The sequence below is a fragment of the Rhizobium mongolense USDA 1844 genome (assembly GCF_000419765.1).
In the GTDB taxonomy this organism is placed as follows: Bacteria; Pseudomonadota; Alphaproteobacteria; order Rhizobiales; family Rhizobiaceae; genus Rhizobium; species Rhizobium mongolense.
In genome coordinates this window covers 294,550-317,879 of record NZ_ATTQ01000007.1, presented here as the reverse complement: position 1 = coordinate 317,879, position 23,330 = coordinate 294,550, and the positions used below count along the sequence as shown (strand labels likewise).

At 59.0% G+C, this 23,330-nt stretch carries 25 protein-coding genes and 3 pseudogenes; 11 read left to right on the top strand and 17 right to left on the bottom strand.

Annotated elements, in window-relative coordinates; genetic code table 11:
* Positions 1-52 precede the first annotated feature (52 nt).
* The 3 genes from A3C3_RS0116260 to A3C3_RS0116250 are packed head-to-tail and all read left to right on the top strand — an operon-like array spanning position 53 to position 3,125.
* Complete coding sequence (locus tag A3C3_RS0116260) at positions 53-1,951, top strand: DEAD/DEAH box helicase (RefSeq protein ID WP_022715647.1); 1,899 nt, start codon at positions 53-55, stop codon at positions 1,949-1,951.
* A 56-nt stretch (positions 1,952-2,007) separates the two neighbouring features.
* The gene (locus A3C3_RS0116255) at positions 2,008-2,439 is read left to right on the top strand and encodes a GNAT family N-acetyltransferase (protein ID WP_022715646.1); all 432 of its coding nucleotides are present in this window, start codon (positions 2,008-2,010) and stop codon (positions 2,437-2,439) included.
* A gap of 35 nt (positions 2,440-2,474) precedes the next feature.
* Complete coding sequence (locus A3C3_RS0116250) at positions 2,475-3,125, top strand: class I SAM-dependent methyltransferase (protein ID WP_051154481.1); 651 nt, start codon at positions 2,475-2,477, stop codon at positions 3,123-3,125.
* Positions 3,126-3,163: 38 nt separating this feature from the next.
* On the opposite strand, the gene A3C3_RS0116245 is transcribed toward A3C3_RS0116250, so the two are convergent.
* Genes A3C3_RS0116245 through A3C3_RS0116225 form a run of 5 tightly spaced genes read right to left on the bottom strand, consistent with a single transcriptional unit; the run spans position 3,164 to position 8,629 of the window.
* Complete coding sequence (locus A3C3_RS0116245) at positions 3,164-4,387, bottom strand: molybdopterin molybdotransferase MoeA (RefSeq protein ID WP_022715644.1); 1,224 nt, start codon at positions 4,385-4,387, stop codon at positions 3,164-3,166.
* Entirely contained in the window at positions 4,384-4,884 is a 501-nt protein-coding gene (moaC, locus tag A3C3_RS0116240; RefSeq protein WP_028739699.1) for a cyclic pyranopterin monophosphate synthase MoaC, read from the bottom strand. Before moaC ends, A3C3_RS0116245 begins: the two co-directional genes overlap by 4 nt.
* 1 nt (position 4,885) lies before the next feature.
* A complete protein-coding gene (trpC, locus tag A3C3_RS0116235) occupies positions 4,886-5,698 on the bottom strand; it encodes an indole-3-glycerol phosphate synthase TrpC (RefSeq protein ID WP_022715642.1) in 813 nt (270 codons plus the stop codon).
* A gap of 9 nt (positions 5,699-5,707) precedes the next feature.
* Positions 5,708-6,724, bottom strand: a complete 1,017-nt coding sequence (gene trpD / locus A3C3_RS0116230) for an anthranilate phosphoribosyltransferase (protein ID WP_022715641.1) — start codon at positions 6,722-6,724, stop codon at positions 5,708-5,710.
* Between the two features lie 12 nt (positions 6,725-6,736).
* Positions 6,737-8,629 (bottom strand): peptidylprolyl isomerase, encoded by a 1,893-nt coding sequence (locus tag A3C3_RS0116225; protein ID WP_022715640.1) that lies wholly within the window; start codon positions 8,627-8,629, stop codon positions 6,737-6,739.
* A gap of 218 nt (positions 8,630-8,847) precedes the next feature.
* On the opposite strand from A3C3_RS0116225, the gene A3C3_RS0116220 reads away from it, so the two are divergent.
* On the top strand, positions 8,848-9,129 hold the full coding sequence (locus A3C3_RS0116220; RefSeq protein ID WP_022715639.1) for a hypothetical protein: 282 nt from the start codon (positions 8,848-8,850) through the stop codon (positions 9,127-9,129).
* Between the two features lie 153 nt (positions 9,130-9,282).
* Here A3C3_RS0116220 and A3C3_RS0116215 read toward each other — a convergent pair whose 3' ends face one another.
* Together A3C3_RS0116215 and A3C3_RS0116210 are read right to left on the bottom strand one after the other, a co-directional pair.
* Positions 9,283-9,537, bottom strand: coding sequence for a GlsB/YeaQ/YmgE family stress response membrane protein (locus A3C3_RS0116215; protein WP_022715638.1), 255 nt, complete (start codon positions 9,535-9,537; stop codon positions 9,283-9,285).
* 286 nt (positions 9,538-9,823) lie between these two features.
* Complete coding sequence (locus A3C3_RS0116210; protein ID WP_022715637.1) at positions 9,824-10,351, bottom strand: hypothetical protein; 528 nt, start codon at positions 10,349-10,351, stop codon at positions 9,824-9,826.
* Between the two features lie 498 nt (positions 10,352-10,849).
* On the opposite strand from A3C3_RS0116210, the gene A3C3_RS45295 reads away from it, so the two are divergent.
* Positions 10,850-10,996 (top strand): hypothetical protein, encoded by a 147-nt coding sequence (locus A3C3_RS45295; RefSeq protein ID WP_156890786.1) that lies wholly within the window; start codon positions 10,850-10,852, stop codon positions 10,994-10,996.
* A 308-nt stretch (positions 10,997-11,304) separates the two neighbouring features.
* Here A3C3_RS45295 and A3C3_RS0116195 read toward each other — a convergent pair whose 3' ends face one another.
* Entirely contained in the window at positions 11,305-11,550 is a 246-nt protein-coding gene (locus A3C3_RS0116195; RefSeq protein WP_022715635.1) for a DUF982 domain-containing protein, read from the bottom strand.
* Between the two features lie 40 nt (positions 11,551-11,590).
* Between A3C3_RS0116195 and A3C3_RS43710 the strand changes: the two are divergent.
* Positions 11,591-11,857 (top strand): annotated as a pseudogene (locus A3C3_RS43710) (DUF1236 domain-containing protein).
* Between the two features lie 364 nt (positions 11,858-12,221).
* On the opposite strand, the gene A3C3_RS48600 reads toward A3C3_RS43710, so the two are convergent.
* The 3 genes from A3C3_RS48600 to A3C3_RS0116180 form a co-directional block, all read right to left on the bottom strand.
* A complete protein-coding gene (locus A3C3_RS48600; protein WP_145611835.1) occupies positions 12,222-12,491 on the bottom strand; it encodes a hypothetical protein in 270 nt (89 codons plus the stop codon).
* A gap of 103 nt (positions 12,492-12,594) precedes the next feature.
* The gene (locus tag A3C3_RS48595) at positions 12,595-12,771 is read right to left on the bottom strand and encodes a hypothetical protein (protein ID WP_376774938.1); all 177 of its coding nucleotides are present in this window, start codon (positions 12,769-12,771) and stop codon (positions 12,595-12,597) included.
* Between the two features lie 521 nt (positions 12,772-13,292).
* The gene (locus A3C3_RS0116180; RefSeq protein ID WP_022715632.1) at positions 13,293-13,736 is read right to left on the bottom strand and encodes a hypothetical protein; all 444 of its coding nucleotides are present in this window, start codon (positions 13,734-13,736) and stop codon (positions 13,293-13,295) included.
* A gap of 287 nt (positions 13,737-14,023) precedes the next feature.
* On the opposite strand from A3C3_RS0116180, the pseudogene A3C3_RS43700 reads away from it, so the two are divergent.
* Positions 14,024-14,203 (top strand): annotated as a pseudogene (locus A3C3_RS43700) (DUF1515 family protein); the annotation flags it as partial.
* A gap of 162 nt (positions 14,204-14,365) precedes the next feature.
* On the opposite strand, the gene A3C3_RS0116170 reads toward A3C3_RS43700, so the two are convergent.
* The 4 genes and pseudogenes from A3C3_RS0116170 to A3C3_RS47065 form a co-directional block, all read right to left on the bottom strand.
* Positions 14,366-14,896, bottom strand: coding sequence for a c-type cytochrome (locus A3C3_RS0116170; protein ID WP_022715630.1), 531 nt, complete (start codon positions 14,894-14,896; stop codon positions 14,366-14,368).
* 500 nt (positions 14,897-15,396) lie between these two features.
* The gene (locus A3C3_RS48590) at positions 15,397-15,588 is read right to left on the bottom strand and encodes an IS3 family transposase (RefSeq protein WP_167521944.1); all 192 of its coding nucleotides are present in this window, start codon (positions 15,586-15,588) and stop codon (positions 15,397-15,399) included.
* Positions 15,589-15,599: 11 nt separating this feature from the next.
* The gene (locus A3C3_RS47070) at positions 15,600-16,103 is read right to left on the bottom strand and encodes an IS3 family transposase (RefSeq protein WP_245278811.1); all 504 of its coding nucleotides are present in this window, start codon (positions 16,101-16,103) and stop codon (positions 15,600-15,602) included.
* 24 nt (positions 16,104-16,127) lie between these two features.
* A pseudogene (locus A3C3_RS47065) lies at positions 16,128-16,622 on the bottom strand (IS110 family transposase); the annotation flags it as partial.
* 221 nt (positions 16,623-16,843) lie between these two features.
* Between A3C3_RS47065 and A3C3_RS0116150 the strand changes: the two are divergent.
* Together A3C3_RS0116150 and A3C3_RS0116140 are read left to right on the top strand one after the other, a co-directional pair.
* Positions 16,844-18,001, top strand: coding sequence for a tyrosine-type recombinase/integrase (locus tag A3C3_RS0116150; protein ID WP_022715627.1), 1,158 nt, complete (start codon positions 16,844-16,846; stop codon positions 17,999-18,001).
* Positions 17,965-19,518: an AAA family ATPase gene (locus A3C3_RS0116140; protein ID WP_425337559.1), complete on the top strand. Its 1,554-nt coding sequence runs from the start codon at positions 17,965-17,967 to the stop codon at positions 19,516-19,518. The genes A3C3_RS0116150 and A3C3_RS0116140 overlap by 37 nt, the downstream gene beginning before the upstream one ends.
* A 568-nt stretch (positions 19,519-20,086) precedes the next feature.
* On the opposite strand, the gene A3C3_RS0116130 is transcribed toward A3C3_RS0116140, so the two are convergent.
* A complete protein-coding gene (locus tag A3C3_RS0116130) occupies positions 20,087-20,365 on the bottom strand; it encodes a hypothetical protein (protein ID WP_022715623.1) in 279 nt (92 codons plus the stop codon).
* A gap of 421 nt (positions 20,366-20,786) precedes the next feature.
* Here A3C3_RS0116130 and A3C3_RS0116125 point away from each other — a divergent pair, with 421 nt between their 5' ends.
* Positions 20,787-21,233 carry a phage tail tube protein gene (locus A3C3_RS0116125; protein WP_022715622.1) on the top strand — a complete coding sequence of 149 codons (447 nt, stop codon included), beginning with the start codon at positions 20,787-20,789 and terminating at the stop codon, positions 21,231-21,233.
* Between the two features lie 268 nt (positions 21,234-21,501).
* On the opposite strand, the gene A3C3_RS0116120 is transcribed toward A3C3_RS0116125, so the two are convergent.
* On the bottom strand, positions 21,502-21,720 hold the full coding sequence (locus tag A3C3_RS0116120) for a hypothetical protein (protein ID WP_022715621.1): 219 nt from the start codon (positions 21,718-21,720) through the stop codon (positions 21,502-21,504).
* 409 nt (positions 21,721-22,129) lie between these two features.
* Between A3C3_RS0116120 and A3C3_RS0116115 the strand changes: the two genes are divergently transcribed.
* The gene (locus tag A3C3_RS0116115) at positions 22,130-23,311 is read left to right on the top strand and encodes a phage major capsid protein (protein ID WP_022715620.1); all 1,182 of its coding nucleotides are present in this window, start codon (positions 22,130-22,132) and stop codon (positions 23,309-23,311) included.
* The last annotated feature ends 19 nt before the right edge of the window (positions 23,312-23,330 follow it).

Below are 23,330 nucleotides of genomic sequence, written 5' to 3'. Positions count from 1 at the left end.
CGGCAGGTTCCGGCCACGGCGCTTCGCGCCCGATATTCCGAAAGACAGACAGATGACAGATCTCAACAGCGTCGTCCCGGCGATCGCCAAGGCGTTGGCAAAGCGCGGCTATGCAGCGCTGACCCCCGTTCAGAAAGCCATGCTCGATCCGGCGCTTGTCTCCTCAGATGCGCTGGTTTCGGCGCAAACCGGCTCGGGCAAGACCGTCGCCTTCGGCCTTGCGCTCGCGCCGACGCTGCTCGAAGGCGAGGAGCGCTTTGCACCCGCCGCCGAACCGCTGGCGCTTGTGATCGCGCCGACCCGCGAGCTTGCCTTGCAGGTGAAGCGCGAGCTCGAATGGCTGTACGAGATGACCGGTGCGCTGATCGTCAGCTGCGTCGGCGGTATGGATATCCGCAGCGAGCGCCGTGCACTGGAACGCGGCGCCCATATCGTCGTCGGCACCCCCGGACGTCTTTGCGACCATATCCGCCGCAAAGCTCTCGATATGTCCGCATTAAAGGCCGTCGTTCTCGACGAGGCGGACGAGATGCTCGACCTCGGCTTCCGTGAAGATCTGGAATTCATCCTCGAAGCGGCACCCGACGACCGTCGGACACTGATGTTCTCGGCAACTGTTTCCTCCGCCATCGCCAAGCTCGCCAAGAGCTACCAGCGCGACGCCGTGCGTATATCGACACAGACCGAAGAGAAGCAGCATGTCGATATCGAATACCGCGCGCTTGCCGCTGCGCCGGCTGACCGCGAAAATGCGATCATCAATGTCCTGCGCTACTATGAGGCGACCAACGCCATCGTCTTCTGTTCGACGCGCGCTGCGGTCAATCATCTGACGGCCCGCTTCAACAACCGCAATTTCTCAGTCGTGGCACTCTCCGGCGAACTGACGCAGAACGAGCGGACGCACGCGCTGCAGGCAATGCGCGACGGCCGCGCCCGCGTCTGCATCGCAACCGATGTCGCCGCCCGCGGCATCGACCTTCCAGGCCTCGACCTCGTCATCCATGCCGACTTGCCGACCAATCCGGAAACACTTTTGCATCGCAGCGGTCGCACCGGCCGGGCAGGGCGCAAGGGCGTCAGCGCACTGATCGTGCCGCTCAATGCCCGCCGTAAGGCCGAGCGCATTCTCGATGCCGCCGGGATTGCCGCCACCTGGGCTCTTCCGCCGTCGGCAGAAGATGTGATGCGCCGCGACGACGAGCGCCTGCTTGCCGACCCGATCCTCAGCGAGGCTGGGCGCGACGAGGATCAAGCACTGGTCGGCCAGCTCATTGCAAATCACGGCGCAGAGAAGCTTGCCGCGGCCTTCGTGCGCCTCTATCGCTCCAATCAATCGGCGCCGGAAGATCTGATCGAAGTCTCGATAGAGGGCGACCGCAAGCGTCAGCGCCGCGAAAACGCCTTCGAGCCGCGGGAGCCGAGCCAGAAGGGCCCGCGTGACGACTTCGGCCCGAGCGTCTGGTTCTCGGTTTCCGTCGGCCGCAAGCAGAATGCCGAACCGCGCTGGCTGATACCGATGCTCTGCCGCAACGGCAATCTGACGAAACGGGAGATCGGTGCGATCAAGATGCAGCCGGAAGAGACCTATGTGGAAATCTCTGCCGATAGCGCCGAAGCTTTCCTCCAAGCGGTGGGGCCGAACAAGACGCTGGAGCGCGGTATCCGCGTGACGCGTCTGAACGGCACCCCGGATTTCAGCCGTCCGGTTGCTGCAAAACCTTATGCCGGCAAGAAGACGTTCGGCGAGCGCCGTGACGAGACATCCTATGACGATCGCCCTAAGGGCAAGTTCAAGAAGGATTTCAAGGGTAAGACAGCTTCCGCAACCGTCGACCACAGTGAGAAACGCGACGCCAAGCCTTGGGGCAAGGCCGCGGGAAAACCGAAATTCGAAGGCAAGGGTGGCTTCGCGCCGAAGGGCAAGTTCGCTAAGAAGAAGCAGGGTTGAGGCGAGACGGACTGACAATTGGCGCCTTCCGTTTATGCTCTCCTGAGGATGCAGCCATGACAGAGATCGTGATTTTATCCGTTCCGCTCTTCAGCACCTTGTGCAACGAAGCTTTCAAGTTGCGTCGCGCCGTCTTCGTCGGTGAGCAGAATGTGCCTGCCGATGAGGAATTCGATGAAGCCGACTTAAGCGCCCACCACATCGTCGCCATCCAGGCCGGCGAAGTCGCGGGCACGCTTCGGGTCGTCTATCTCGATGATCACGTGAAGATCGGGCGCGTGGCCGTCGGAGCGCAATGGCGCGGCCATGGTATCGCAAGCGCGATGATCCGCTTTGGGATGGAGGCGCATCACACTGCACGCGGCAATCGCTTTTATCTGACGGCTCAAAGCGACAAGATCGCGCTCTATGAGAAGTTCGGCTTTACTGCGTTCGGCGATGAATTTCTCGACGGGGGCATGCCGCACCTCGCCATGAAGAACTACTGATTCCGTGGGCGCCGGTGGACATCGGGGCGCCGCCAATGACCGGCAAAGACAGCCCGCAATATCTTGCAGCGGCAGATTTCATTTGCAAGAACCTCCGCCTTCAGCCTGTGCCGTCAATTCCCGAGATAATGCTCTATACAGCACATTCGGGAAGCGGGCTGGGGCGACTGACAAGGCTTGACGGTGCAGTTTCCGCCGCACCCTACTGGGCTTATCATTGGGCTGGCGGAGCGGTCCTCGCCCGCCATATCCTCTCGCAGCCCAAGACCGTCAGCGACCGCCATGTCCTCGATCTCGGTTCAGGGTCGGGCCTGGTCGCCATTGCTGCTGCGAATGCAGGGGCTGCCCATGTCACCGCGATCGATATCGATATTCATGCGATTGCCGCTATAGACCTCAATGCTGCTACTAATGGTATTAAGATCGAAACGCTGCAAGCCGATATCCTCGACGCTTCGCCTCCCGCTTGCGATCTCATCCTGGCAGGCGACGTGTTCTACGATGCAAGGCTTGCAAGTCGCGTCCTGCCGTTTTTCACCCGCTGCCGCGCCGCTGGCATCGACGTCCTGATCGGCGACCCGGGCAGGGCGCCTTTTCCCCGCGAGCGGCTTCGACTGGTGACGACATACGCCGTCGCAGACTTCGGGGCGGAGATGGAGAATGTGTGCGGGGTGTATTCGCTTTAGATCAGCGGAGGCGCGACGGATCGCACCTCTGCCAGAAGTCAGCCGAGGAGCTCCGGCCGGAGCAGCATCACCGGGCAGGGGGATCCCGCCGGAAGCTGCGGCGCATGGGGCGGACGGATGATCAGACAGTCGGCATGTGCGAAGACCTTCATCATCGACGAATCCTGCTTGCCGAACGGCTCCGCCAGCCACATGCCGGAGGAGGATTTGGCGAGCTTCGCCCGCACATAATCTTGGCGCTGATCGTTGGAGGCAAGGCTGACAGCCGTCTCCACCATGGCGTCGCGCTTGACCGGCGGCAGGGAGGCGAGCTTGCGGACCAGCGGCTCGAGGAACAGCAAGGCGCAGACGAGGCTTGATACCGGATTGCCCGGCAAACCGAGCACGTGCGTGCTTCCGAGGCTGCCGACCATCAGCGGCTTGCCTGGCCGCATGGCAATCTTCCAGAAATCGAGCGTCATGCCCGCAGCAACCAGTGTGGCCTGCACGAGGTCGTGGTCGCCGACGGAGGCGCCGCCGAGCGTTACGATGACGTCGGCACCGGCGGCCTGTGCCCTGCGGACCGCTGCCGTGATAGCAACCTTGTCGTCGGGCACGATACCGAGATCGAGCACGTCGCCGCCAGCGTTGTGCACCAACGCCCCGATACCGAACGTGTTCGACGCGACGATCTGCGAGGGTCCCAGGTCGCTTCCTGGCGTCAGCAGTTCGTCGCCGGTTGCAAGGATCGCCACAATCGGCTTGCGCAGCACGTCGAGTGACGCATGGTTCATCGCGGCGGCCACTGTCAGTCGCGTGAAATCCATGACGGTGCCGGCGGCGAGCACCGCCTCGTTTTCATTAAAATCCTGCCCGCGGGGACGGATATGCTGGCCCTGGCGGATGGGATATTTCGTGCGGATGCCTCCATCGATTTTCTCAGCGTCCTCCTGAAGCAGGACGCTGTCAGCGCCGGAGGGAACCGGCGCGCCCGTAAAGATGCGGATCGTTTCGCCCTTTCCCACGGTGCCATCGAAAGCGTGTCCTGCCGCAGACGTGCCGATGAGCTTGAGTTCAGCGCCGGGTTCCGGTGCGTCCTCGCGGCGCAGCGCGTAGCCGTCCATCGCAGACGCATTGAAGGGTGGCTGCGTTAGCCGCGCCGTCAAGCCGGCCGCGAGCACGCGCCGATCGCCGTCGGCAAGCGAAACGGTCTCGACATCGGAAATCGGCTTGGCATGCCCAAGCAACCTGCCTTGCGCCTCTGTGACGGGAAGGAGGTTCATCGGCCAGCCTCCGGATGGCGGAAGTCGCCGGATTTGCCGCCCGACTTTTCGAGCAGCCGGATGCCGCCGATCTCCATCGCCTTGTCGGCGGCCTTCGCCATGTCGTAGATCGTCAGGCAGGCGACGGACACGGCGGTTAGCGCTTCCATCTCGACGCCGGTCTTGCCGGTGAGCTTGGCGGTCGCAATGACGCGCAGGCCGGGCAGGGCGACATCCTCCTCGATCTCGACGCTCACCTTCGTCAGCATAAGGGGATGACAAAGCGGAATAAGGCTGGACGTCTGCTTGGCCGCCATGATGCCGGCCAGCCGCGCCGTGCCGATGACGTCGCCCTTCTTCGCGTTTCCTTCACGGATCAGCCGCAGCGTTTGCGCCGCCATCTTCACATGGCCTTCCGCGGTTGCGACGCGAACCGTATCGGCCTTGCCGCCGACATCGACCATGTGGGCCTCACCGGAGGCGTCTATATGGGTAAGTCCTGGCTTCTCGCCGCTCATGTCACTCCGCCGCGATTGCCGCTTCGCCGAAGAGCAGAGCGCGGGTCGCAGCCGTCACGTCATCCTTGCGCATCAGGCTCTCTCCGACGAGGAAGGTGTTGATGCCGGCCGCCCGCAGCCGCTTGCAGTCGGCATGGGTGAAGATACCGCTCTCGCCGACCAGCAGCCGATCGTCCGGCACCATCGCCGAAAGCTCTTCGCTGACGCTCAGGCTGACCTCGAAGGTGCGCAGGTTGCGGTTGTTGATGCCGACGAGCGGTGAGGAGAGATTCAGCGCCCGCTCCATTTCTGCGGCGTCATGCACCTCGACCAGCACGTCCATGTCGAGCGCAAAGGCTTCATCCTGCAGCCGTTCAGCCTCGTCATCGGAAAGCGACGCCATGATCAGCAGAATGCAATCCGCGCCCCAGGCGCGTGCCTCGTGCACCTGGTAGGTCTCGAACATGAAATCCTTGCGCAGCGCCGGAAGGGCGCAGGCTTCGCGTGCAGCCGTCAGGAACTCCGGCGCGCCTTGAAAGCTTGGCGTGTCGGTCAAGACGGACAGGCACGCGGCACCGCCGGCTTCATAGGCTTTGGCGAGCGCCGGCGGATCGAAATCCGGGCGGATGAGGCCCTTGGACGGGCTTGCCTTCTTGATCTCGGCGATCAGGCCGTAGTGTCCGGCATCGCGCTTGGCAACGATCGCCTTGTGGAAGCCGCGCGGCGCGGTTTGCCCTGCCTGCATCGCCTTCAGGTCGGCAAGCGAAACCTTAGCCTTGGCGGCGGCGATTTCCTCGCGCTTGTAGGTCTCGATTCTTCTCAGGATATCGGTCATCGGCCAATCCTAGTCGATATCGTTCGAAACGGCGATCAGTTTATCGAGGGCTACGGCGGTCGCGCCGCTATCAAGCGATTCGGTCGCGAGCTTCATGCCGTCGGCGATCGTCTCTACCTTACCGGCAACGACGAGCGAGGCAGCCGCATTGGCAAGGGCGATATCGCGATAGGCGTTCTTCGCACCGCTCAGCACTTCGCGAAGTGCAGCAGCATTGGCGACGCCATCGCCGCCCTTTATCGCCGCAAGTGCACAGGGCGGCACGCCGAAATCCGCCGGCGAAAGCTCGAAGGTTCGGATTTTGCCGTTTTCAAGCGCTGCTACGCTGGTCTTGCCGGTGGTGGTGATCTCATCGAGACCATCGCCATGCACGACCCAGACGCTCTCCGAACCGAGGTCGCGCATGACCTCAGCGATCGGCACGACCCATTGCGGCGCAAAGACGCCGAGCAACTGGCGGCGCACTCCGGCCGGGTTCGTCAGCGGCCCGAGCAGGTTGAAGATCGTCCGGGTGCCGAGCTCGACCCGGGACGGCCCCACATGGCGCATCGCCGAATGGTGCTGCTGGGCAAACATGAAGCCGACGCCTGCCTCCGTGATGCAGCGCGTGATCACTTCAGGCGCAATCTCAAGCTTGACGCCCAAAGCTGCCAGGCTGTCGGAGGCTCCGGATTTCGAACTCAGTGCCCGGTTGCCGTGCTTGGCGACCGGAACACCGGCGCCGGCGACGATCAGCGCCGCCAGCGTCGAGATATTGTAGGTGCCGCTGCCGTCACCGCCGGTGCCGACGATATCGATCGCATCGGCAGGCGCTTCCACCCGCAGCATCTTCGAGCGCATGGTCGTCGCAGCACCGACGATTTCATCGACCGTCTCGCCGCGGACGCGCAGCGCCATCAGGAAACCACCGATCTGCGAAGGAGTGGCCTGACCGGACATCAGGATTTCGAAGGCCTCGCGGGCCTCCTCGCGGGTCAGTGGCTCGCGGCTCGCGGCCTTGGCTAGAAGCGGCTTCAGATCGGTCATGCGCTACAGCTCCTAGCGAACGGCTGCCTGATCGGCGAGCGTCTGATTGATCGACGCACCGTAGTGCGTTTGCAGTAGGTTCACCATCTGGTCAAGAATGTCGTCGCCGGCAGCGTTCGCCATGGCAGTGATCTGCGCATCCTGATTGTTCAGCACATCACCGGTCGGCTCCGTGTTGACGCTGGTGACCTTCAGCAGGATCTGCGTGCCGGGATCGCCGCCAACGGCATTCGCAACAGTATCGACCGGGCCTGTGAAGGCAGCGGTCACGCCGGCGCGGCCGAGAACGGCATCCTCGGTGCCGCGCGTGAGGCCGCTCTTGCTTTCGACGGCAATTCCGAGCGGAGCTGCGATGTCGGCAAGCGTCTTGCCCTTCTCCGCCTCCTGCTTCAGCTCTCCGGCCTTCTTGGCAAGTTCGAGCTTCTGCTGTTCGGCGGTCCAATCCTGCACGGCCTTGTCGCGCACTTCGGCCAGCGGGCGATCGCGCTCCGGCGTGATTTCGCGCACGTCGAACCAGACATAACCGTCTTTGCCGAGTGACAGCGCCGGCGCCTGAACACCGGATTCGGTCTTGAAAGCTTCACCGATCAACTGCGGCTTCGCGGGGATGTCCTTGACCTCGTTGCCGCCCTTGTCCAACCCGCTCGGATCGACGGCGTCGATCACGACGGCCTTCAGCTTCAGCTGTTCGGCAATCTGCTCGAGTGTCTGGCCGGAGCCGCGCAGATCCTCGATACGATCGTGCACGTTGATTACCTCCTGCGACGCGTTGACGAGCGCCAACTGCTTGCGGATGTCTTCCTTCACCTCGTCGAAGTTCTTGACGCTCTCCGGCTTGATGTTGGAGACGCGGAGGATGACCGGGCCGAACGAACCATCGACGACCGGCGTCGTGCCGCCGTCCCTGGCGACTGCGAAAGCGACATCGGCGATGGCCTGGTCCGGAACCTTGTCCTTGGTGAAGTCGCCGAGCAGCACGTCGCTTGCCGTCTTGCCCTGGTCGGTCACGAGCTGGTCGAAGCTCGTGCCGCTCTTGAGCGCCGTTTCGGCAGCGGTCGCCAGATCCTTGCTGGCAAAGGTCAGCTGCTCGATCGTGCGCGTTTCCGGCGTACGATAGCTGTCCTTACGCTTGTCGAAATCCTCGCGGATCTGATCGTCCGTGATGGTCGAGGCATCCGCAATGTCTCCAGGTTCGAGCTTCAGATAGGCGATCTTGCGATATTGCGGCGCGCGATAGCGGCTCTTGACGCCATCGAACCACTTCGAAAGCAGATCCTCGGCCGGAGCCTTGATGGGCTCGATGTTCGCGTTCGTCAGCAGCAAGTAGTCGATGTCGCGGCTTTCCTGACGGTAGAGCTTCAGCGCGTCGACGAGCGTCTTCGGAGCGGTGAAGCCGTTCGACACCGCATCGACGATCTGGCTGCGCACGGCGACCTTGCTGCGCTCGCTGATATAGTCCGCCTCACGGATGCCGGCGTTGCGCAAGCGCGAGGTGAAGAGCGTGCGATCGAACTGGCCGTTGACGGCCTTGAAGGCCGGATCCTCAGCGATCAGCTGGGCGAGACGATCTTCCGAAAGGCCGAGATTCATGTCGGCGGCAAGCTGGTCGAGCGAGGCGCCGGCGACGAGCTGGGCGATCACCTGCTGCTCGACGCCGAAGGCCTTGGCCTGCTCGGGCGTCAGACGCATGCCGAACTGCTGGCTGAGGCTTGCGACCTGCCGCTGGTAGGCAAGGCGGAATTCGGTGGCGTCTACCTCCTGGTCACCGACGGTGACGACCGCCGTGCTGCTGCTGCCGGTGAGCAGCGAACTGGAGATGCCCCATATACCGAATGAAGCGACCAGGAGAAGCATCAGGAGCTTGGCGACCCAGGTCCGGGCGGCTCTTCTCAGGAAATGGAACATCGAAACGCAAACCTCGCATTATATTTCGCCCTTTCACGGGCAAAGCTTTCGACGTTCCTTAGAACAAACGCGTAAGGAAATGAAGCGTCTGCGCGTGAAAACATAGCAGGTGTCGGCGAAGGTCCCGGAAGGCGATCACGTTCAAGAAATGAAGCGCTTCAGGGAACCTTTCGGCCCTCACGTCGTTGAAGCCGCATCCGCAAAAAGAGGAGCAGACAATGGCCGAACTCAAGACCGCCTCCGGACAAACGACGGGCGCACGCGTGAAGGCGGAAATTGCAGCAGATGATCTTTCGGCTCAAGTCACCGCATTGCGCGAGGATTTGGCACGGCTGTCCGAGAGCGTCGTCGCCTTGGGGCAGGGCGCAAAGACCGCCGTTACCGACGAGGCTTCTGTCATGACCGAGCGTGTGCGCGAGAAAGTGCGTGAAGAACCGATCTTCGCACTCGCCGTAACCGCCGGCATTGCCTACGTTTTCGGCCTGATGAGCCGCCGCTGAAACGACGCGGCAATAATCGTACAATGCTTTGCGCATCGCATTGCGGTGTTACAACCACCCAATGACAAACGTGGCCGGAACATCATATCGGATGTTCCGGCCTCTCAATGTACAAGCCAGGGAGCTGTGGTCCTGGCTTTTCCGCGATTGAAATCAGCGTCGCACAAGACGTCCGAGCGCAATAAGAATGCAGGCGCCGACGAAACCGGTGATCAGGTATCCGAGCCAGCCTACGAGCGGCTGGATGTTCAGGACGCCGAGAATGAAATTGGCAACGATCGCGCCGACAATGCCGAGAACGATATTCATGAGCAGGCCCATATTGCTGTGCATGAATTTTTCCGCGAACCAGCCGGCGATACCGCCGATGATGATCGCCGCAATCCAACCTACGCCTTCGCCTTCCATGGTGATCTCCCTCCTAGAGAAGCAACAAAAATGAACGCAAAACCTGCAGAAACGTTCCTTGCCGGATCAGGGTAGCAGCAGTGTTACCGGCATGTGAAATGGACAAGCTCTCAACAACGACACACGCTGGGGAGGGCAGGAACTGCAAAACCCGGCGGCATTCTCGAACTCTCGTTGCACATTTCTACGCAGCCCTGTGATTCTGGAGGATAGATCATTCGCTTTGCGGGGCAAGCTAAATATTAACAGGCGGTTAACTGCGAAATTTGAATTAAAACGGCTGTCTCTAGTACGGACCGCTGGATAACGTCACCGCGATATGCGTGGGCTCCGTGCTGCGATCGACATCGATCCAGACTTTCTCTGAAAACTGATTCTCGGTGTCGTTGCGAATATACAGCTGTTCTCCCAGCTTCGGCTCCACGACCAGCGCCATGTAGGATTGGAGCGCTTTACGGGCGCCGGAAAAATCCAGTGCCAGTTCCTTGCGACGCTCCAGCATGGCAAGCAGCTCGACGGCTTTTACATATTCAATGCCTGACATCTGATTTTCATCGCCTGTCAGGAAGATAGAGAAGCGGTAAGTCCTGGTCGAATATTCGCAGCCGCCGCTTTCGACGCTCACATCGATATTCGGGGTGAGCGCTATGCTCTCCGAACCGGAACCCTTCTCCTTGTCGAGCTTGAAGCTGCCATTCTTCAGCACAGATTGCGGATAATCCAGCGTACAGCCATTGTCCGGCCGGTAGTTGCCGGCGGCTGCAGGCAGTGAAACGAGGAAAATCACCGGCAGTGCGGCAAGTCGATTGATCATGGGATATCCGGAAGGCGGCAGGAGCTTGGAAAATACAAGCAGATTGCACGCGCGATGGGCGGAAAAGCAACCAGATCCCGCCAGAATCGTGTTTCAGGAAAGTTGTCGCTTCCTGGTCCGTTTACCGGAAGGTGAAGCTGCGCCAGTTCGACAGGCGGGCTTTCGCGAGCACGGTTTGTGCCTCTCGCACAAAAAAGAAAGCGCCGAAGATCGCTGCGATCGTGATGAAATCCCAAAACATAGGCGCGCTCCGTTGTTGGAAAGAAAGAGCGGGTCGAAGCTTGCGCCCCCGCCGACGCTACGACCCGCTCCAATCCGAGCGCCCGCTAGGCGCTCAAGGACATACAACCCTTATAGGGCGTCAATGAGTCCGGATATCGTAAGATATAGGGATGTGGGTGGCGTGGCAAAGCAGATCCTATGTTTACGCCATAGCCCTCTCGCTCGGATGTCGCGGAAAATGAAACCTTTGAAGGCTAGGCGACGACCCCAGCGAGCATGACCGAACAGCGCGGCTGCCCGCCGCGCCAGTCGCCGCGGATATCCACCGGATGGTTCCATTCACTCGACCGGATCTCCGGCAGGAAGCGCGGCTTCACGACGTCGCGTATGAAGGCGTCACAGGCCGCCGCCAATATGGCCTGATTCTACGCCGGACCCACTTGCTGCGGACATCGAACGTCGCCTATGGCGGGCGGCGGAAATGGTTCGTCCGTCACTGCCGCCGCTCCTGTCGTTACTCGACGGACGCTGCTTTGTCCAAGCACCGAACCGCTGTTAATGAGCGCGCCATCTCGCAACCGGCATCAGGCTTCCCGAACCGGGTTGTTGCGCCGTTACGCCGCCACGGAGGCGACGCGCCTCCGCAGCTGTTGGTACCCCTGAAATCAAATGGATGCACCAGCGATACGCGGAACTACGCGCCGGAGCCTATGAGCAGCGGGGTGAATATTTCAGTTGGCCCTGAGAATACCAGATTCCTCTGCTGCTGCGATGAAAGCGGTCTGAGGATCTATGTCGGGCTTTTCGCCCTCGAGGGCTCGCAGACAGGCCTTCCGCGCTGCCGCATATGCGGGGCCTTTGTGACCGGGCCAGGACGTCATCAGAAACGCAACGGCTTCTCTCGTATTTTTTACGGTGCGGAAACGATCGTCGCAGTCGATCAACTCGATGCTGCGTTCCCAGATGTCCGAGTTCATGAAATGCAATCTCCGTTGGCGATCATCTCAACGGATAGCCATGAAGTCTGTTCCGAGAAAAAGTGTACTAGCGCTTACGGCGCAGACAGCGACGGTCGTCGTTCCCGGCGAGGTCAGAACCTATGTTATTGAGCAACAAGCGCCATCGCTCACGTTTGAAGGTGATGTTGCAATCGGTACGGCGCTTCCTGACACGGTCGAGATCTAAACGATCCCCGATCAGCCCGATTACGGTTATGTGGTCGTCAACAAAAAGCGCGTGCTCGTCAATCCGAAGACCCGCGCGGTGATCGAGGTCGTCGAATAACTTGAAAGCACTGCGGGCCTGACCCTCAATCCACCTTCGGCCAAGGTCAGAGGCCATTCGTCCTTGCCGCTGTTGAGACAACAATGCAGCGGCCGGCTATTGCGACTTCTGAGGATCGTCCGCCGGGTTGATATATTCGCGAGCCTGCTTCTGCGCTCAGCCGCGGTAAGGGCCCGGCGAGAGAGGGAGGTTTGTCATGAGAGTTGCATCGATATTCGCCAAAGACGCCGCAAGTGTCCGTACCAGAGTAGCAAGACCACGCGATCGGGCCCGGCCCAGCCGTTTCCTCGATCCCATGCCGGACCACATCGATCTATGCCTGACGCTTCTCAAGCATCAAACCACACAGGGGCGAGCAGTGGGTTTACGAAATCAAATGGGCGGGCATGACTGGACGCATCGGTTTCCCGCGATCAAGGAGGCCCGTTAAGGAGGTCGGCTCGGCGTGGCGACGGGCGAGGCGGTCGTGCTCGACGAGCAGGGCCGATCCGATTGCGCACTGCTGCAGCAATCGCTCGGCGGTCGGGGCGGCAAGCGGACCTCTCGCGAAGCGATGTTCGTGGCCTTCGATCTCCTCTATTTCGACGAGCACGATCCGAGGCAGCTCGAACTTTTTTCGCGACGCCTTACTCAAGGATTGGTCACCGATCGGGAGGACGAAAAAAGGCCGGGCGAAACTCGCACCGACCTTTCTGGATCCATCTCAATAGCAACTGTTGCAGGCGTAGAGGCAGGCCCTACTGCTGCGCCGGAGCCGCAGGAGGAGAAGCCGGCGCCGGGGTTACATTGTTGCTGGTCGGCGCAGTCGGCGTTGCCGGTGCTGGAGCAGACTGCGTGGAGGGCGTCGTTGAAGACGTCGAGATCGGATCGGTGTCGGGCGAGCCACCCCACTCGAACCATACAACGCCAGCCACCAGAATCACCGCGATAATGGCGGCCCATGCGCCCCACGAAGAGCGACTGCGGACCGGAGTAGTGCGCGGGTCTGATCTGCGATCAGGGAATTGGTCGTGAGTCATGGCAGTTTTCTCCATCTATGATGGAAGAGAAATGAGATAACTTGTTTTTTGTTCCGACCCCATCAGAACGGTTTGCGACGGTTTCATTGGTATTTCGGGGTGAGAATCCAGCCTTTGCTCGTTTCCGCGCAAGTGCTTTGATGAAGTTGAGGATGGCTTCTTGGGCTCCGGAAACGGCACTCGATAAAAAATGCCTAAACCGAGATTATGGCGGAAAAGGTGTCAGCCGAATTAGCGTTCGACGCCATTCTCATAAGTCCGTTATCCTATTGAAAATAAATGATATTATGCCTTTAAGATTCGTCGTAATCTGCTAGAATTCGCTGGCGTGGTCCACATCAAGACCAACGCGACGGCGCAAATGTAGGTCGCTGGCGCAATTAACGCCGTTGAGATCGTTCAGGAATACCAGGCAATCACCAAAACCTCGGCGGCCGCAACATCCCCCGACTCGGATCAGGTATATGCGGCCTCAATATACTGGGCGGGGGGTTTGTTGATCCGCCCGAGGTGCCGGGTGGACTGGTTAGACCAGGGGGTGCGATCGGCAAGTCCTTAGCGTGTCGGACGCCACCTGCACCTGGCGATGTTGACGGAATGGCTTTCAACACCTGCGTGAGTAGCTGAAGGGGAGCCGTGACCGCGTTGGAAATATCGGAAACAGCCTTCGCCACCGGTTGGGCTTTGTCCGCGAGCTTATTTGCCTCGTCCACGAGTTCACGAGCGTTGCGGAGTTCCGCCACCCATTTCGCCGGTGGCGGCGGCACGAGGCTGTATTGGTCTAAAACAATGACAGCGAGATAGAGGGTCCCGAAAAAGACCCAGATCTTCAAGAAGAACGTAACCAGTTCCTTGATCATGACGCATCCCCGAACTGGATGGAGATTCTGCGCCTTGGCGTGAAGTGTGTCTAGGAGTGGTAGAACCGCTTTGACTAATGAAAAACGATTAATTCGCAAACCTAGGTTGTTGTGCAGCCTACGCATCGTACGCGCCGGCACAGGCACTAAAAACTCATGTCGCAGGCTGTATGCGACTCACATCACCGAGAAATATCGCGGTCTCTGTGGACCTCGCCGGCCTTCCGCCTGGTGTGCTCACGTCCTCAGTCAAGATGTAGCCGCAGCGTTCGGCTGGCGAAGTTGAGGGCAGTGTCGCCGCCGTCCAGGAAGACATTTCGGAAATGCGACCGGTCACCGACGACCTAAAGCGGTGGAAGCCGATGGGAATCGGCGCACTGGCCGTCATCGGCACCGGCGGCATGGCGATGGGGATCACCTTTGCTGATGCCATGCGGCGCATCGGCTCGATCATTCTTGGCAGGTAGCGAGTCCGCAGAGTTGCGAGTTGCAGCGTCTATTTCGATTGCCCATCGTCGTTAACCCGAAGGCTCCCTGCCAAATTTGACCGTGCTCCAGGTACTCCATTTCAGCCGTGCTGCCTGACGCTTGCAACTCCACCGTCGCCTTCTCGCGGCACCCATTACCTCCTAGTGTGGCGCGGCAGCTGCGGTTTCACCCGGCGGCAAGATCCGGAACATAAAGGTTGAAACCTTCTCCCCTGGCTTGAAAGGACCAGGTACCTGATGGCTTACCGGTTTCAGGCTTTGAAGGAATGCTGCAATCGATGTCACGTCTTCTTCGGTGAGCTTCGCGAATGCATGCCACGGCATGATTGGCGCCAGGGCGCGACCGTCGGGCCGTTGCCCGGTCTGAATCGCAGTCACGATCTGCTCCCTGGTCCAGCTGCCGATGCCGGTCTCCTTATCAGGCGTAATGTTGGGGCTGACGAAAACACCTTCCCCCGGGATTTCAAAACCGACATCCGAGCCGCCGAGAAATCGCGAGCTGTCCGGTTTTCCGAAGAAATATCCTGGCGTGTGGCAGTCGTTGCAGCCACCGATCGTGACGAGATATTCGCCGCGCGCAATCGGCGTATTATCGGCAGCCGCTGCCATGGACGGCTGCAGACCCATTACAGAGGCGGCTAAAAACGCGAACCGAGCGCTCAATCGAAACATCTTACCCTCCGTGACTTAACTCACTGAATATCACGACGAACCTGCTCTATATATTAGCCATTTTGAATTAACGACTGCGCGCAAGAGGTCGGCTATTGCAGGCCGCGTCACGGCCATTCAGGAGGATCCTCCGGAAATGCGAAAGGTCACCGATGATGTTCAGAGTTGGAAGCTGATGGGGATTGGCGCTTGCCGTCATCGGTATCGGCGCCATGGCGATGGGCGTTATGCCCGCCTCACTTAACGAGGCGGGTTTTTGGCTTCGCGAATTGATTCTTGAGCTGAAACGATGAGCCACGTGTACGGATGATGGAGCGGCAAGGGTCGACCCGAGCTCGGTTAAAGATGACATCCCCACGCCCAGATTAAAATGGGGAGGAGCCCGTTTTTCTCTTTGAATACAGCTAAAAAACAAAGCGATAGGCGATTCCAGACCTGAGAGATAGGTGACGTTTCGTACCGGAGACATAGTGGACTGCACCCCTTTGGTGAGACAGCAATCAGTAACAGTTCTCCCGGCTGTGAATTGCGTCTGGTGTCTCTTGCCGCTGTAGCCAGAGACTGGCTTCGTAAGCGTCCGGCGCGAGATAGTCGAGGGCCGAGTGCAGGCGCTGCCTGTTGTAGACCACCTCGATGAATTCGCCGATCCTAGTCCTTGCATCGTCCAGGTCGCGATACGCCTGACCATCCACCTCCTCTTCCTTCAGGTCCTCATGAATCTCTCGGCCTTCGCATTATCGTAGGGATTGCCGACGCGGCTCATGCGCGGCTGGATGCCGTGGTCCGCAAGTCGTGCCGGATAGTCGGCGCAGGCATATTGGACGCCGCGGTCGCTATGGTGAATGACGCGATCAGGTCGCGGCCGGCGGGCCGCAACCGCCATGTCGAGTGCCTCAATGGCAAGTTCGGCTTTCAGATGGGTTGCAATAGCCCAGCCGATGACCTTGCGACTGAAAGCGTCGAGGACGATCGCCAGGAATGCGAATTCTTCGGCGAGATGGACATAGGTGATGTCGGCGACCCAGAGCTGGTCGATGTCGGTCAGCTGAAGACCTCGGGCAAGGTTGGGCACGATGCACCAGTCATGCCTGGAGTCGGTTGTCATCGGCACGAACGGGGATTTGCGCAGACACAGCAGATTATCCTCCCGCATCAGGCGCAGCACGCGCTTGTGGTTGGCACGCCAGCCTTCTCGGCTCAAAAGCACGGCGATTCTCCGGTAGCCGTAATGCCGGTTGGCGAGCGCCACCACGGGGCCGACACCAGGGATCGTCATCAGGCGCCAGCAGGTGGCATCATCCTTCACGACCGCCAGAGCTTGTCTGTCGAGGCGCGCATATTCGGTACGCAGCTTCCCTCGGGCTGCGAGCAGTGGCTTCATGATCGCTGCGAGGTCGGGCATGCCTTCGGTGAGCTCCCCAATGCGCTCTTCGAACTTCGCCGTTCCCACGGCGCCAACCTTCAGCCCAAAATTGCGAAGAAGGCCGCGGATGTCGTTCTCGATGGCGATCGCCTTTTCCTGCAGCAGCTTGCGGGCCGTTAAGAGCGCCCGCCGCTTCTGGCTCGTCAGCGTCTTCACATGCACTGGGCGTTACAGATTGACGCGCATCATCTGCGCGATGCCGCGCGCATCGTTGCGATCCGTCTTGTTGGGCTGCGCCTTCAGGAATGCCTTCACATGGCGCGTCTCGATGCAGATAGCCGGCAATCCCGCCCTGGCCAGCCCCCGAATAACCACTGCAGCTCGAAGCGCTGCACCTCCCTGCATCACCATAGAAGATGGGGCGAAAGCCGAATACCCCATCTCCGGGTCGGACACACGATCCATATGGCGGAAGAGGTGTCCGCTGATTTCCGTAAGCTATTGAAATTACGTGACGCAAGGTATTGTATTTTCTCCTATTTTCCGTATTTTCTGTTGTGAGGTTATGGCAACGGGAATCGACGATGGCGCGCAATAAGCTCTCCGAAACCAAGATTAAGAAGCTCGACAAAGCCGGTATTTACTCCGATGGCGACGGGCTGTTTTTGCGCGTCCGTTCTGGCGGAAGCAAGCAGTGGTTTTTCATCTACAAGCGCGATGGAAAGCGCACTGAGCTTGGGCTAGGGGGCTACGGGCAGGGCACGGCCCCTGTCTCGTTAGAGCTAGCCCGGGAGAAGGCGGACGGCATCCGCCAGCGCCTCGCGAGGGGCCAAGAGCTTGCCGCCCGCCCGACGTTCTCTGCCATCATGGAGGACGTGATCAAAGTGAAGACGGCCGCCGCCAAGAATGACAAGCACAAGGCGCAATGGGCCATGACGCTTCGAAAATATGCTAAGGCCCTGCACGGGAAGGCCGTTGCTGACATTACCCGTGACGACGTCGTAGAGACGCTGAAGCCGATTTGGGAATCGAAGCCGGAAACTGCCGACCGCACTAGAATGCGTATTGCCGCTGTGATCGACCATGCCAAGGCCCGGAACCTATTCGTTGGCGATAATCCGGCAGACTGGAAAGGCGGCCTGAAAGAGCTACTGCCCGCCCGAAACAAGCTGTCACGGGGCCATCATGAGGCAGTTGAGTATAAGGCTATCCCTGCCGTCATTGCGAGCCTGCGGGAAGCCTCTGGCGTTTCTGCGCGTGCCGTTGAATTCACATGTCTTACTGCGGCTCGTTCCGGCGAGACTCGATTCATGACCGTGGATGAAGTCGACCTTGATGGCGCACTATGGACGATTCCGGCGGAACGTATGAAGGCGGGCCGTGAGCATCGCGTACCGCTCTGCGACCGCGCCGTGGCGATCCTGAAAGCGCGGCTGCAAGTTATCACGGGCAGCCTCGTATTTGAGGGCGAAAGTGAGGGAAAGCCGATCTCCGACACTGGCATGACTAAGGCGCTACGGGCGGCAGGCGCAGGCGATGCGACATTGCACGGCTTCCGCTCATCGTTCCGCGATTGGGCCGGTGATGAAACCCATCATCCCCGCGATGTGATCGAGGCCGCGCTCGCCCATATAGTCAAGGACAAGACGGAGGCCGCCTACCGACGTAAGGACGCGCTCGAAAAGCGCCGGAAACTTATGGCGGATTGGGCAACGTTCTGCGGTACAGCGCCAAAAAAATAGATATTTGCAGCTCGCGAATTTTCCTCTTTGTCAAAATTGGCCAGCTCTCCCAACTGATAATTATCGGAAACGGAGAGCACCATGACAAAGACAAAATCAGAATTCGCATCCCCTTTGATGTCGCCAAAAGAAGCAGCGGCGGTCACGACAATGTCGCGGCCCTTGCTGCGCCTCATGAGCATCGAAGGGAAATTCCCCAAGCCTCGCCAGATCGGCCAGCGCCGGATCGCTTACGTAAGAGCCGAGGTAGAATCTTGGGTTGCTTCGAAGGTGTCCGCCTAATGGTCGGTTTCAAGCTCGCGAGCATCATGGACGGCGTCTCCAATGAAGACATCGCGCGATACCATGCACTGCGCCTTGAAGCGGAGGCCGAAGGGCTAGCCGCCTACGTTGCACGGCAGGCCAGCAAGCTTGCCAAGACGGCCGCAGCGCGCCGTCGCAAGTCAGTGATGGGCGCCCTTGAGGAATTCGGCTCCTCATTTATCAGCAGCTTCCGGCCGGTATGGGCAACCGACCTGCGCCTTGACGAAATCGAGATTGCTTTCTTTATCGACGGGATGCTTGCCGACGGCGGCTTTTCGGTCCTTTCTGGTACGCCGGGCAGCCTCAAGACGTTTGCCGCAATTGACCTTGCCTGCCACGTGCAAGCGGGAATGGATTGGCATGGCCGGAAGGTTCGGCAGCGGCCAGTAATCTACGTGGCGGCCGAACGCGGCGAGGAAGTCAAAAAGCGCGTTATCGCTTGGAAGCAAAAGCACGGCATCACCGATTTGGACATGCTTATCACACCTAAGCAGGTCGATTTTTTCGGGAAATGGGCTGATACGCTCGACATCGCCGATACGATGCGAGTCATTCAATACTTCTTCCAAGCCAAGGGCGGACTTGTCATCATTGATACCATGGCAATGTCGCTAGGAGATGGTGACATTAATAGCAATCAGGACGTGAAGAAATTCACTGATAGCTGCAAAGACATCATGAGCAAAACAGGCGCTCATGTGATGGTAGTGCATCACGTTAGCGACAAGGGGGAGAGCGGGAAGCCAATGGGCGCGACCGCGTTGTCTGGCGCAGTTGATGCATCCTTTGTCATCAAAGAGAAAGCTGACGATGTTCGCGAACTGAAGTGCATCAAGGCGAACAACATCGAAACTGGCGTCTATACGCACTTCAAGCCGACTGAAGTCGTCGTTGGCCGGAGCCGCGACGGGGTCGATGTCAAGACGCTGGTTGTCGATCAGTGCGAAGAGGGCAAGACCAGAGCTAAAAAGCTTCTCGACAACGCTGACAGCAGGGATGGCCACGTGTTAGCCGCGATTATGGCCACAGTCGACAGCAACAATCATGTTCCCTTAGGCAACGCTCGCACCCGCTATATTCTCAATAATCCATTGCCGGAAGACGCTACGGCTGAGGACAAGAAGAGGCTCGATAATAGATTTGATGCGGGTATCCGGTCGCTTCTTAAGGCGCTGAAGATCAAGAAAGAAGGAACGTCTTTGGTGCTCACCTGAGCATGTCCTGAGCCTCCGCCACAATCTTATCTTTCCCCGTATTTCTATATACGGGAAGAAAGATCAGATGGCGGGAGGGGAAGCTCCGGCCGGAACGACAACAATGCGAAAGGAAGCGAGTGAAATGCGTAGTAGCCCTATGAATGGACGAGACCGTGTCATCGCCATCTTTAATCATGCGAGAGTTTTCCACATCAACCATCGTGCTGAGTTAGAGTTTGCGCATACTCGTCTGGAACGCGTGGGCCCTCAGTATTCGAGTGTTATGACGCCGGAAAGGGCTTGGGCGGAGGTGGTCGCAATGTTTTTGAACCACAGCGACTGGATAACCCTTATTTCGCTACTTGATGAATTTGGCGAACCCGGCGCAGTGACTTGGTTGAAACGTGCCTTCCATGACCTAATGTTGGCAGACGGGACCCCGTTACTCGATTGAGCACGCAGGTACATCATTCTGCCCGATGGCGTAGGCTGCGGAAGCCGCTGGAGGTCATGCGATGATTGGTGGAATTGAAAAGCGCCCCGCGAGGGGCGCTCGTATTGCTGCGGTCGCTTGGGAGGGCGAAAGTTATGCGCGTTGGTACTGGAGATGACTTTCCAGCCAGTCGTTAACTTCCTTTGGCCCCCAGCCCGTGTAGGGGCGGGACAGGGTAATAATGTAGCAGTTGTCGTTGTTGTCCAAATAGGGCTTCAGGCGACTGTAAACCTGCTCAACCGTTTCATTGGTGGAGATCGCGTAGGACGACTCTGAGAGCTTTGCCCAGTTGCCGCCTTTCTTGATTTCCTTGAGGATGTTAGGGCGCTTGACCTCCTTGTTGAGGTCAAACGTCGCGATGTATGTGGTCATGTATGTACTGCCTCAGGCTTGATGTTAGAGCCCTACGGCGTTACATACTCGGTTGCGAGACGAGGTATGCTGTCCGGTCTTGCGCTTCTTAGCGGGGGCCAAATTCCGCTACAGCTCCTCAAGACAAAGGGCGTGCTAGATTTCTAGCACGCCCTTTTTTTCACACTTTTTTAACGAAGTCTACTACTATTAATAGTAACCCTCGTGCGGATGCCTGATCATACCCAGAAAAATTCAATCGTCAAGATAAACTTGACTACAAAAGGCCGCTAAACGAAGACAGATCGTCGCGGCTTGCATTGTGATTTGGGTGGTCGATTAACCGATTTCAAGCTGCCCAATGCACACAATTTTACGCACGCTTTCCGCTTTCTCACGGCAAGAACACCTACGGAATGTTAACATTCCTAGGAGTTCTTCATTGGCTAAGCCTACAACTGCCCGCTTCGGAAAATTTTCTGTGAAACTCGGCAACGATGCCGACCCAATTATTTATGCCGCCCCCTGCGGTTTTACTTCCAAGTCGCTCCAGCTCACGAAGGACTTGACGGACGTCAACATTCCTGACTGCGACGATCCTGACGCCGTTGCATGGGTAGGCCGCGATGCTGCCAGCCTTTCTGCTGCGATTACCGGCGAAGGCGTGGCCGCTGCCGAGTCTGCTGAGACTTGGCTTGACGCATGGGAAAACGTCGACTCCGTTCCGGTCAAGGTGGAGATTTTCTTCCCGGCGAAGACGATCACTTGGACTGGCCGCATGCATGTCTCGGAGCTGACGATAGGCGCAGAGCAAGGCGGCCGCGTCACTATGAACGTCTCGCTACAGTCTGATGGCGAGCTTGTGCGCACGGTTTCTGCCGGTTCCTAACCGTCTCTCGATTGGCGGCAGTGAAATAAAGTCACTGCCGTCGTTTACCTTCAGTCTTCCCAAGCCCATTTCAACATCAAGGCAACGGGAACTTTTTGCGATGTCCACCCGCTGCTCAGGATTCTCCAGTCCGACAAGGAGGCGCAGCGGTGCAAGGCCGCGTCTGGCCAACCGCACGTTGACGCGCTGCGCCTCCTACGTTCCCTCCGCCGATCCCTCAACAGCAGATAACGCGCTCTCTGGCCGTCCTCGCGGCAACCAAGCAGGTTCAGTCCGTCCAGCCAAGGTGCTCGATATAGAGTTCGTAGGGCGTGGTCTGTGACGTGCTTCCAAGGATGACTGCATCGATCAAGCGAGACGTTGCATCTTCCGAAGACATGCCCGTCAATTCCTGCAACGCCGCTGCACATTCATTGCCATCGCTCTCAATCCGATCGGGGTTGCCGTCGAGGTAGATGCAAACACAAAACCTAACATTCTCAAGCATGTCAAAACGTCCTCATTGAAGGGACTTTTTAAGTATCACCCGGTTAGCAGAATTGCCTAGCAGCGGGGCCGCGCGACTTTGCGGATTGTCATCGGCTGAGGACCGGCGCGGTGCCTTTCTACACGTGACTGCAATTCAGAATATGGGTACTCAGATACCACAGCGGCAGATCTATGTCTCTCAGCCTCGCGGCTCCCCTTCACGGTGTAGTATTCGCTAGTCAACCTGACAACGCAAAGCACTGAAAATAAAGAAAATAAAGCTGCCTGACCGATGGCCGGAAAAACTCATTTAGAGAGTCACGAATACGCTGCTCCTTGATGTTTCGGCGGCGAGTCTTTCAGGCTCGCCGCCGTATTTCCCTTGGGGCTGTGGTTCGCAATCAGTCACTCAAGGAGAAGCAGCACAGATGCATATTCACAAGATCAAAGCCGATCGGGCAGCAACCGTTTCGGAGATGCGGGCAGCCTTGTCCGCAGGCAACAACGCGGAGTTCGAGAAGCTGGCCAAGCAGGTTGAAGCTTTCGACGCTCAAATCAACGCTGAGGAACGCATGGCCGCGTTCGAGGCCCGACAGCCCGCCAAGGATAGCCTTGAGTCTGAAATTCGCGCCTATAGCGTGTCTGCGGCCGTCACCGGCTACGCCAACGGCAGGCTTGAAGGCCGTGAGGCTGAGGTTGCTCAGGAGCTGCGTAACAGCGCTCAGACCACTCGCGGTATGCGAATCCCGCTGTCTGCCATCGCTGACTATGAGCGCCGCGAAGTTACGGCCAACCCGGCTTTCCAGAATCAGAGCTTCCAGAACCTGATTCCGCGTCTTGCACCGGCTAGCCGTGTCATTCAGGCTGGCGCAACGGTCTTGTCCGGCTTTGGCTACGGCTCGATCAGCTTTCCGCGCATGGTAGGCGGCCCGGACGCGAATATCTCGTGGGTAGCTGAATCCGGCGCTGTTTCGCAGGGCTCTGCAACGTTCGACAACGTCACGCTCGCTCCGAAGACGGCGGGCGTGTTCCTCAAGGTCAGCCGCAAGGCCCTCGTGACCAACTCGATTGGCCTCGATACGCTGCTTCGTTCGGACCTAAACACCTCCATCGGCCGCGCCGTTGACAAGACTGCTCTCGTTGGTGGCGGCACGAACGAGCCGGAAGGCATCATGTCCACCATCGCAGCTACCGTATTTGGTGATGCCAACGACGTCAGCCTGCACGCTGCCGACCTGATGAACGCTGTCGAAGTCGAAGACAACGATGGAGATGTTTTCTTCATCTCGCAGGGCGTTGCGAATCTGGCTCGCCGTTACCGCAATGCTCTCGGCATGCCGGTTCCGCTAGCAACGCAGTTCTACGACAAGAAGGTTGTCGTCACGAACAACGTATCTGGCAACAAGCTCGTCTACGGCAAGATTTCGGACCTCGTAGTCGGATTCTGGAATCAGGCCGGTACTGCGCCGTCTGTCGATATCATTGTTGATACGGCGACCTACTCCTCCGAAGGGGCTGTCAAGCTCGTTGGCTTTGTCGACGTTGACGTTGCCCTCAAGCAGGGCTCGGCATCCTTCGCTTGGGGCGAGGCAGCGGTTAGCGGCTCGTAAGGGCCATGAGGAGGGGGTT

What these genes read in the sequence shown, in the direction of transcription:
- A3C3_RS0116215 (WP_022715638.1), bottom strand. Translation starts at nt 9,537, where the DNA reads ATGGAAGGCGAAGGCGTAGGTTGGATTGCGGCGATCATCATCGGCGGT.
- A3C3_RS0116120 (WP_022715621.1), bottom strand. Translation starts at nt 21,720, where the DNA reads ATGCTTGAGAATGTTAGGTTTTGTGTTTGCATCTACCTCGACGGCAAC.
- A3C3_RS0116220 (WP_022715639.1), top strand. Translation starts at nt 8,848, where the DNA reads ATGGCCGAACTCAAGACCGCCTCCGGACAAACGACGGGCGCACGCGTG.
- A3C3_RS45295 (WP_156890786.1), top strand. Translation starts at nt 10,850, where the DNA reads ATGACCGAACAGCGCGGCTGCCCGCCGCGCCAGTCGCCGCGGATATCC.
- trpC (WP_022715642.1), bottom strand. Translation starts at nt 5,698, where the DNA reads ATGACCGATATCCTGAGAAGAATCGAGACCTACAAGCGCGAGGAAATC.
- A3C3_RS0116245 (WP_022715644.1), bottom strand. Translation starts at nt 4,387, where the DNA reads ATGAACCTCCTTCCCGTCACAGAGGCGCAAGGCAGGTTGCTTGGGCAT.
- A3C3_RS0116115 (WP_022715620.1), top strand. Translation starts at nt 22,130, where the DNA reads ATGCATATTCACAAGATCAAAGCCGATCGGGCAGCAACCGTTTCGGAG.
- moaC (WP_028739699.1), bottom strand. Translation starts at nt 4,884, where the DNA reads ATGAGCGGCGAGAAGCCAGGACTTACCCATATAGACGCCTCCGGTGAG.
- A3C3_RS0116150 (WP_022715627.1), top strand. Translation starts at nt 16,844, where the DNA reads ATGGCGCGCAATAAGCTCTCCGAAACCAAGATTAAGAAGCTCGACAAA.
- A3C3_RS0116180 (WP_022715632.1), bottom strand. Translation starts at nt 13,736, where the DNA reads ATGATCAAGGAACTGGTTACGTTCTTCTTGAAGATCTGGGTCTTTTTC.
- A3C3_RS0116195 (WP_022715635.1), bottom strand. Translation starts at nt 11,550, where the DNA reads ATGAACTCGGACATCTGGGAACGCAGCATCGAGTTGATCGACTGCGAC.
- A3C3_RS0116170 (WP_022715630.1), bottom strand. Translation starts at nt 14,896, where the DNA reads ATGTTTCGATTGAGCGCTCGGTTCGCGTTTTTAGCCGCCTCTGTAATG.
- A3C3_RS0116210 (WP_022715637.1), bottom strand. Translation starts at nt 10,351, where the DNA reads ATGATCAATCGACTTGCCGCACTGCCGGTGATTTTCCTCGTTTCACTG.
- A3C3_RS0116255 (WP_022715646.1), top strand. Translation starts at nt 2,008, where the DNA reads ATGACAGAGATCGTGATTTTATCCGTTCCGCTCTTCAGCACCTTGTGC.
- A3C3_RS0116260 (WP_022715647.1), top strand. Translation starts at nt 53, where the DNA reads ATGACAGATCTCAACAGCGTCGTCCCGGCGATCGCCAAGGCGTTGGCA.
- A3C3_RS0116130 (WP_022715623.1), bottom strand. Translation starts at nt 20,365, where the DNA reads ATGACCACATACATCGCGACGTTTGACCTCAACAAGGAGGTCAAGCGC.
- A3C3_RS0116250 (WP_051154481.1), top strand. Translation starts at nt 2,475, where the DNA reads ATGACCGGCAAAGACAGCCCGCAATATCTTGCAGCGGCAGATTTCATT.
- A3C3_RS0116225 (WP_022715640.1), bottom strand. Translation starts at nt 8,629, where the DNA reads ATGTTCCATTTCCTGAGAAGAGCCGCCCGGACCTGGGTCGCCAAGCTC.
- trpD (WP_022715641.1), bottom strand. Translation starts at nt 6,724, where the DNA reads ATGACCGATCTGAAGCCGCTTCTAGCCAAGGCCGCGAGCCGCGAGCCA.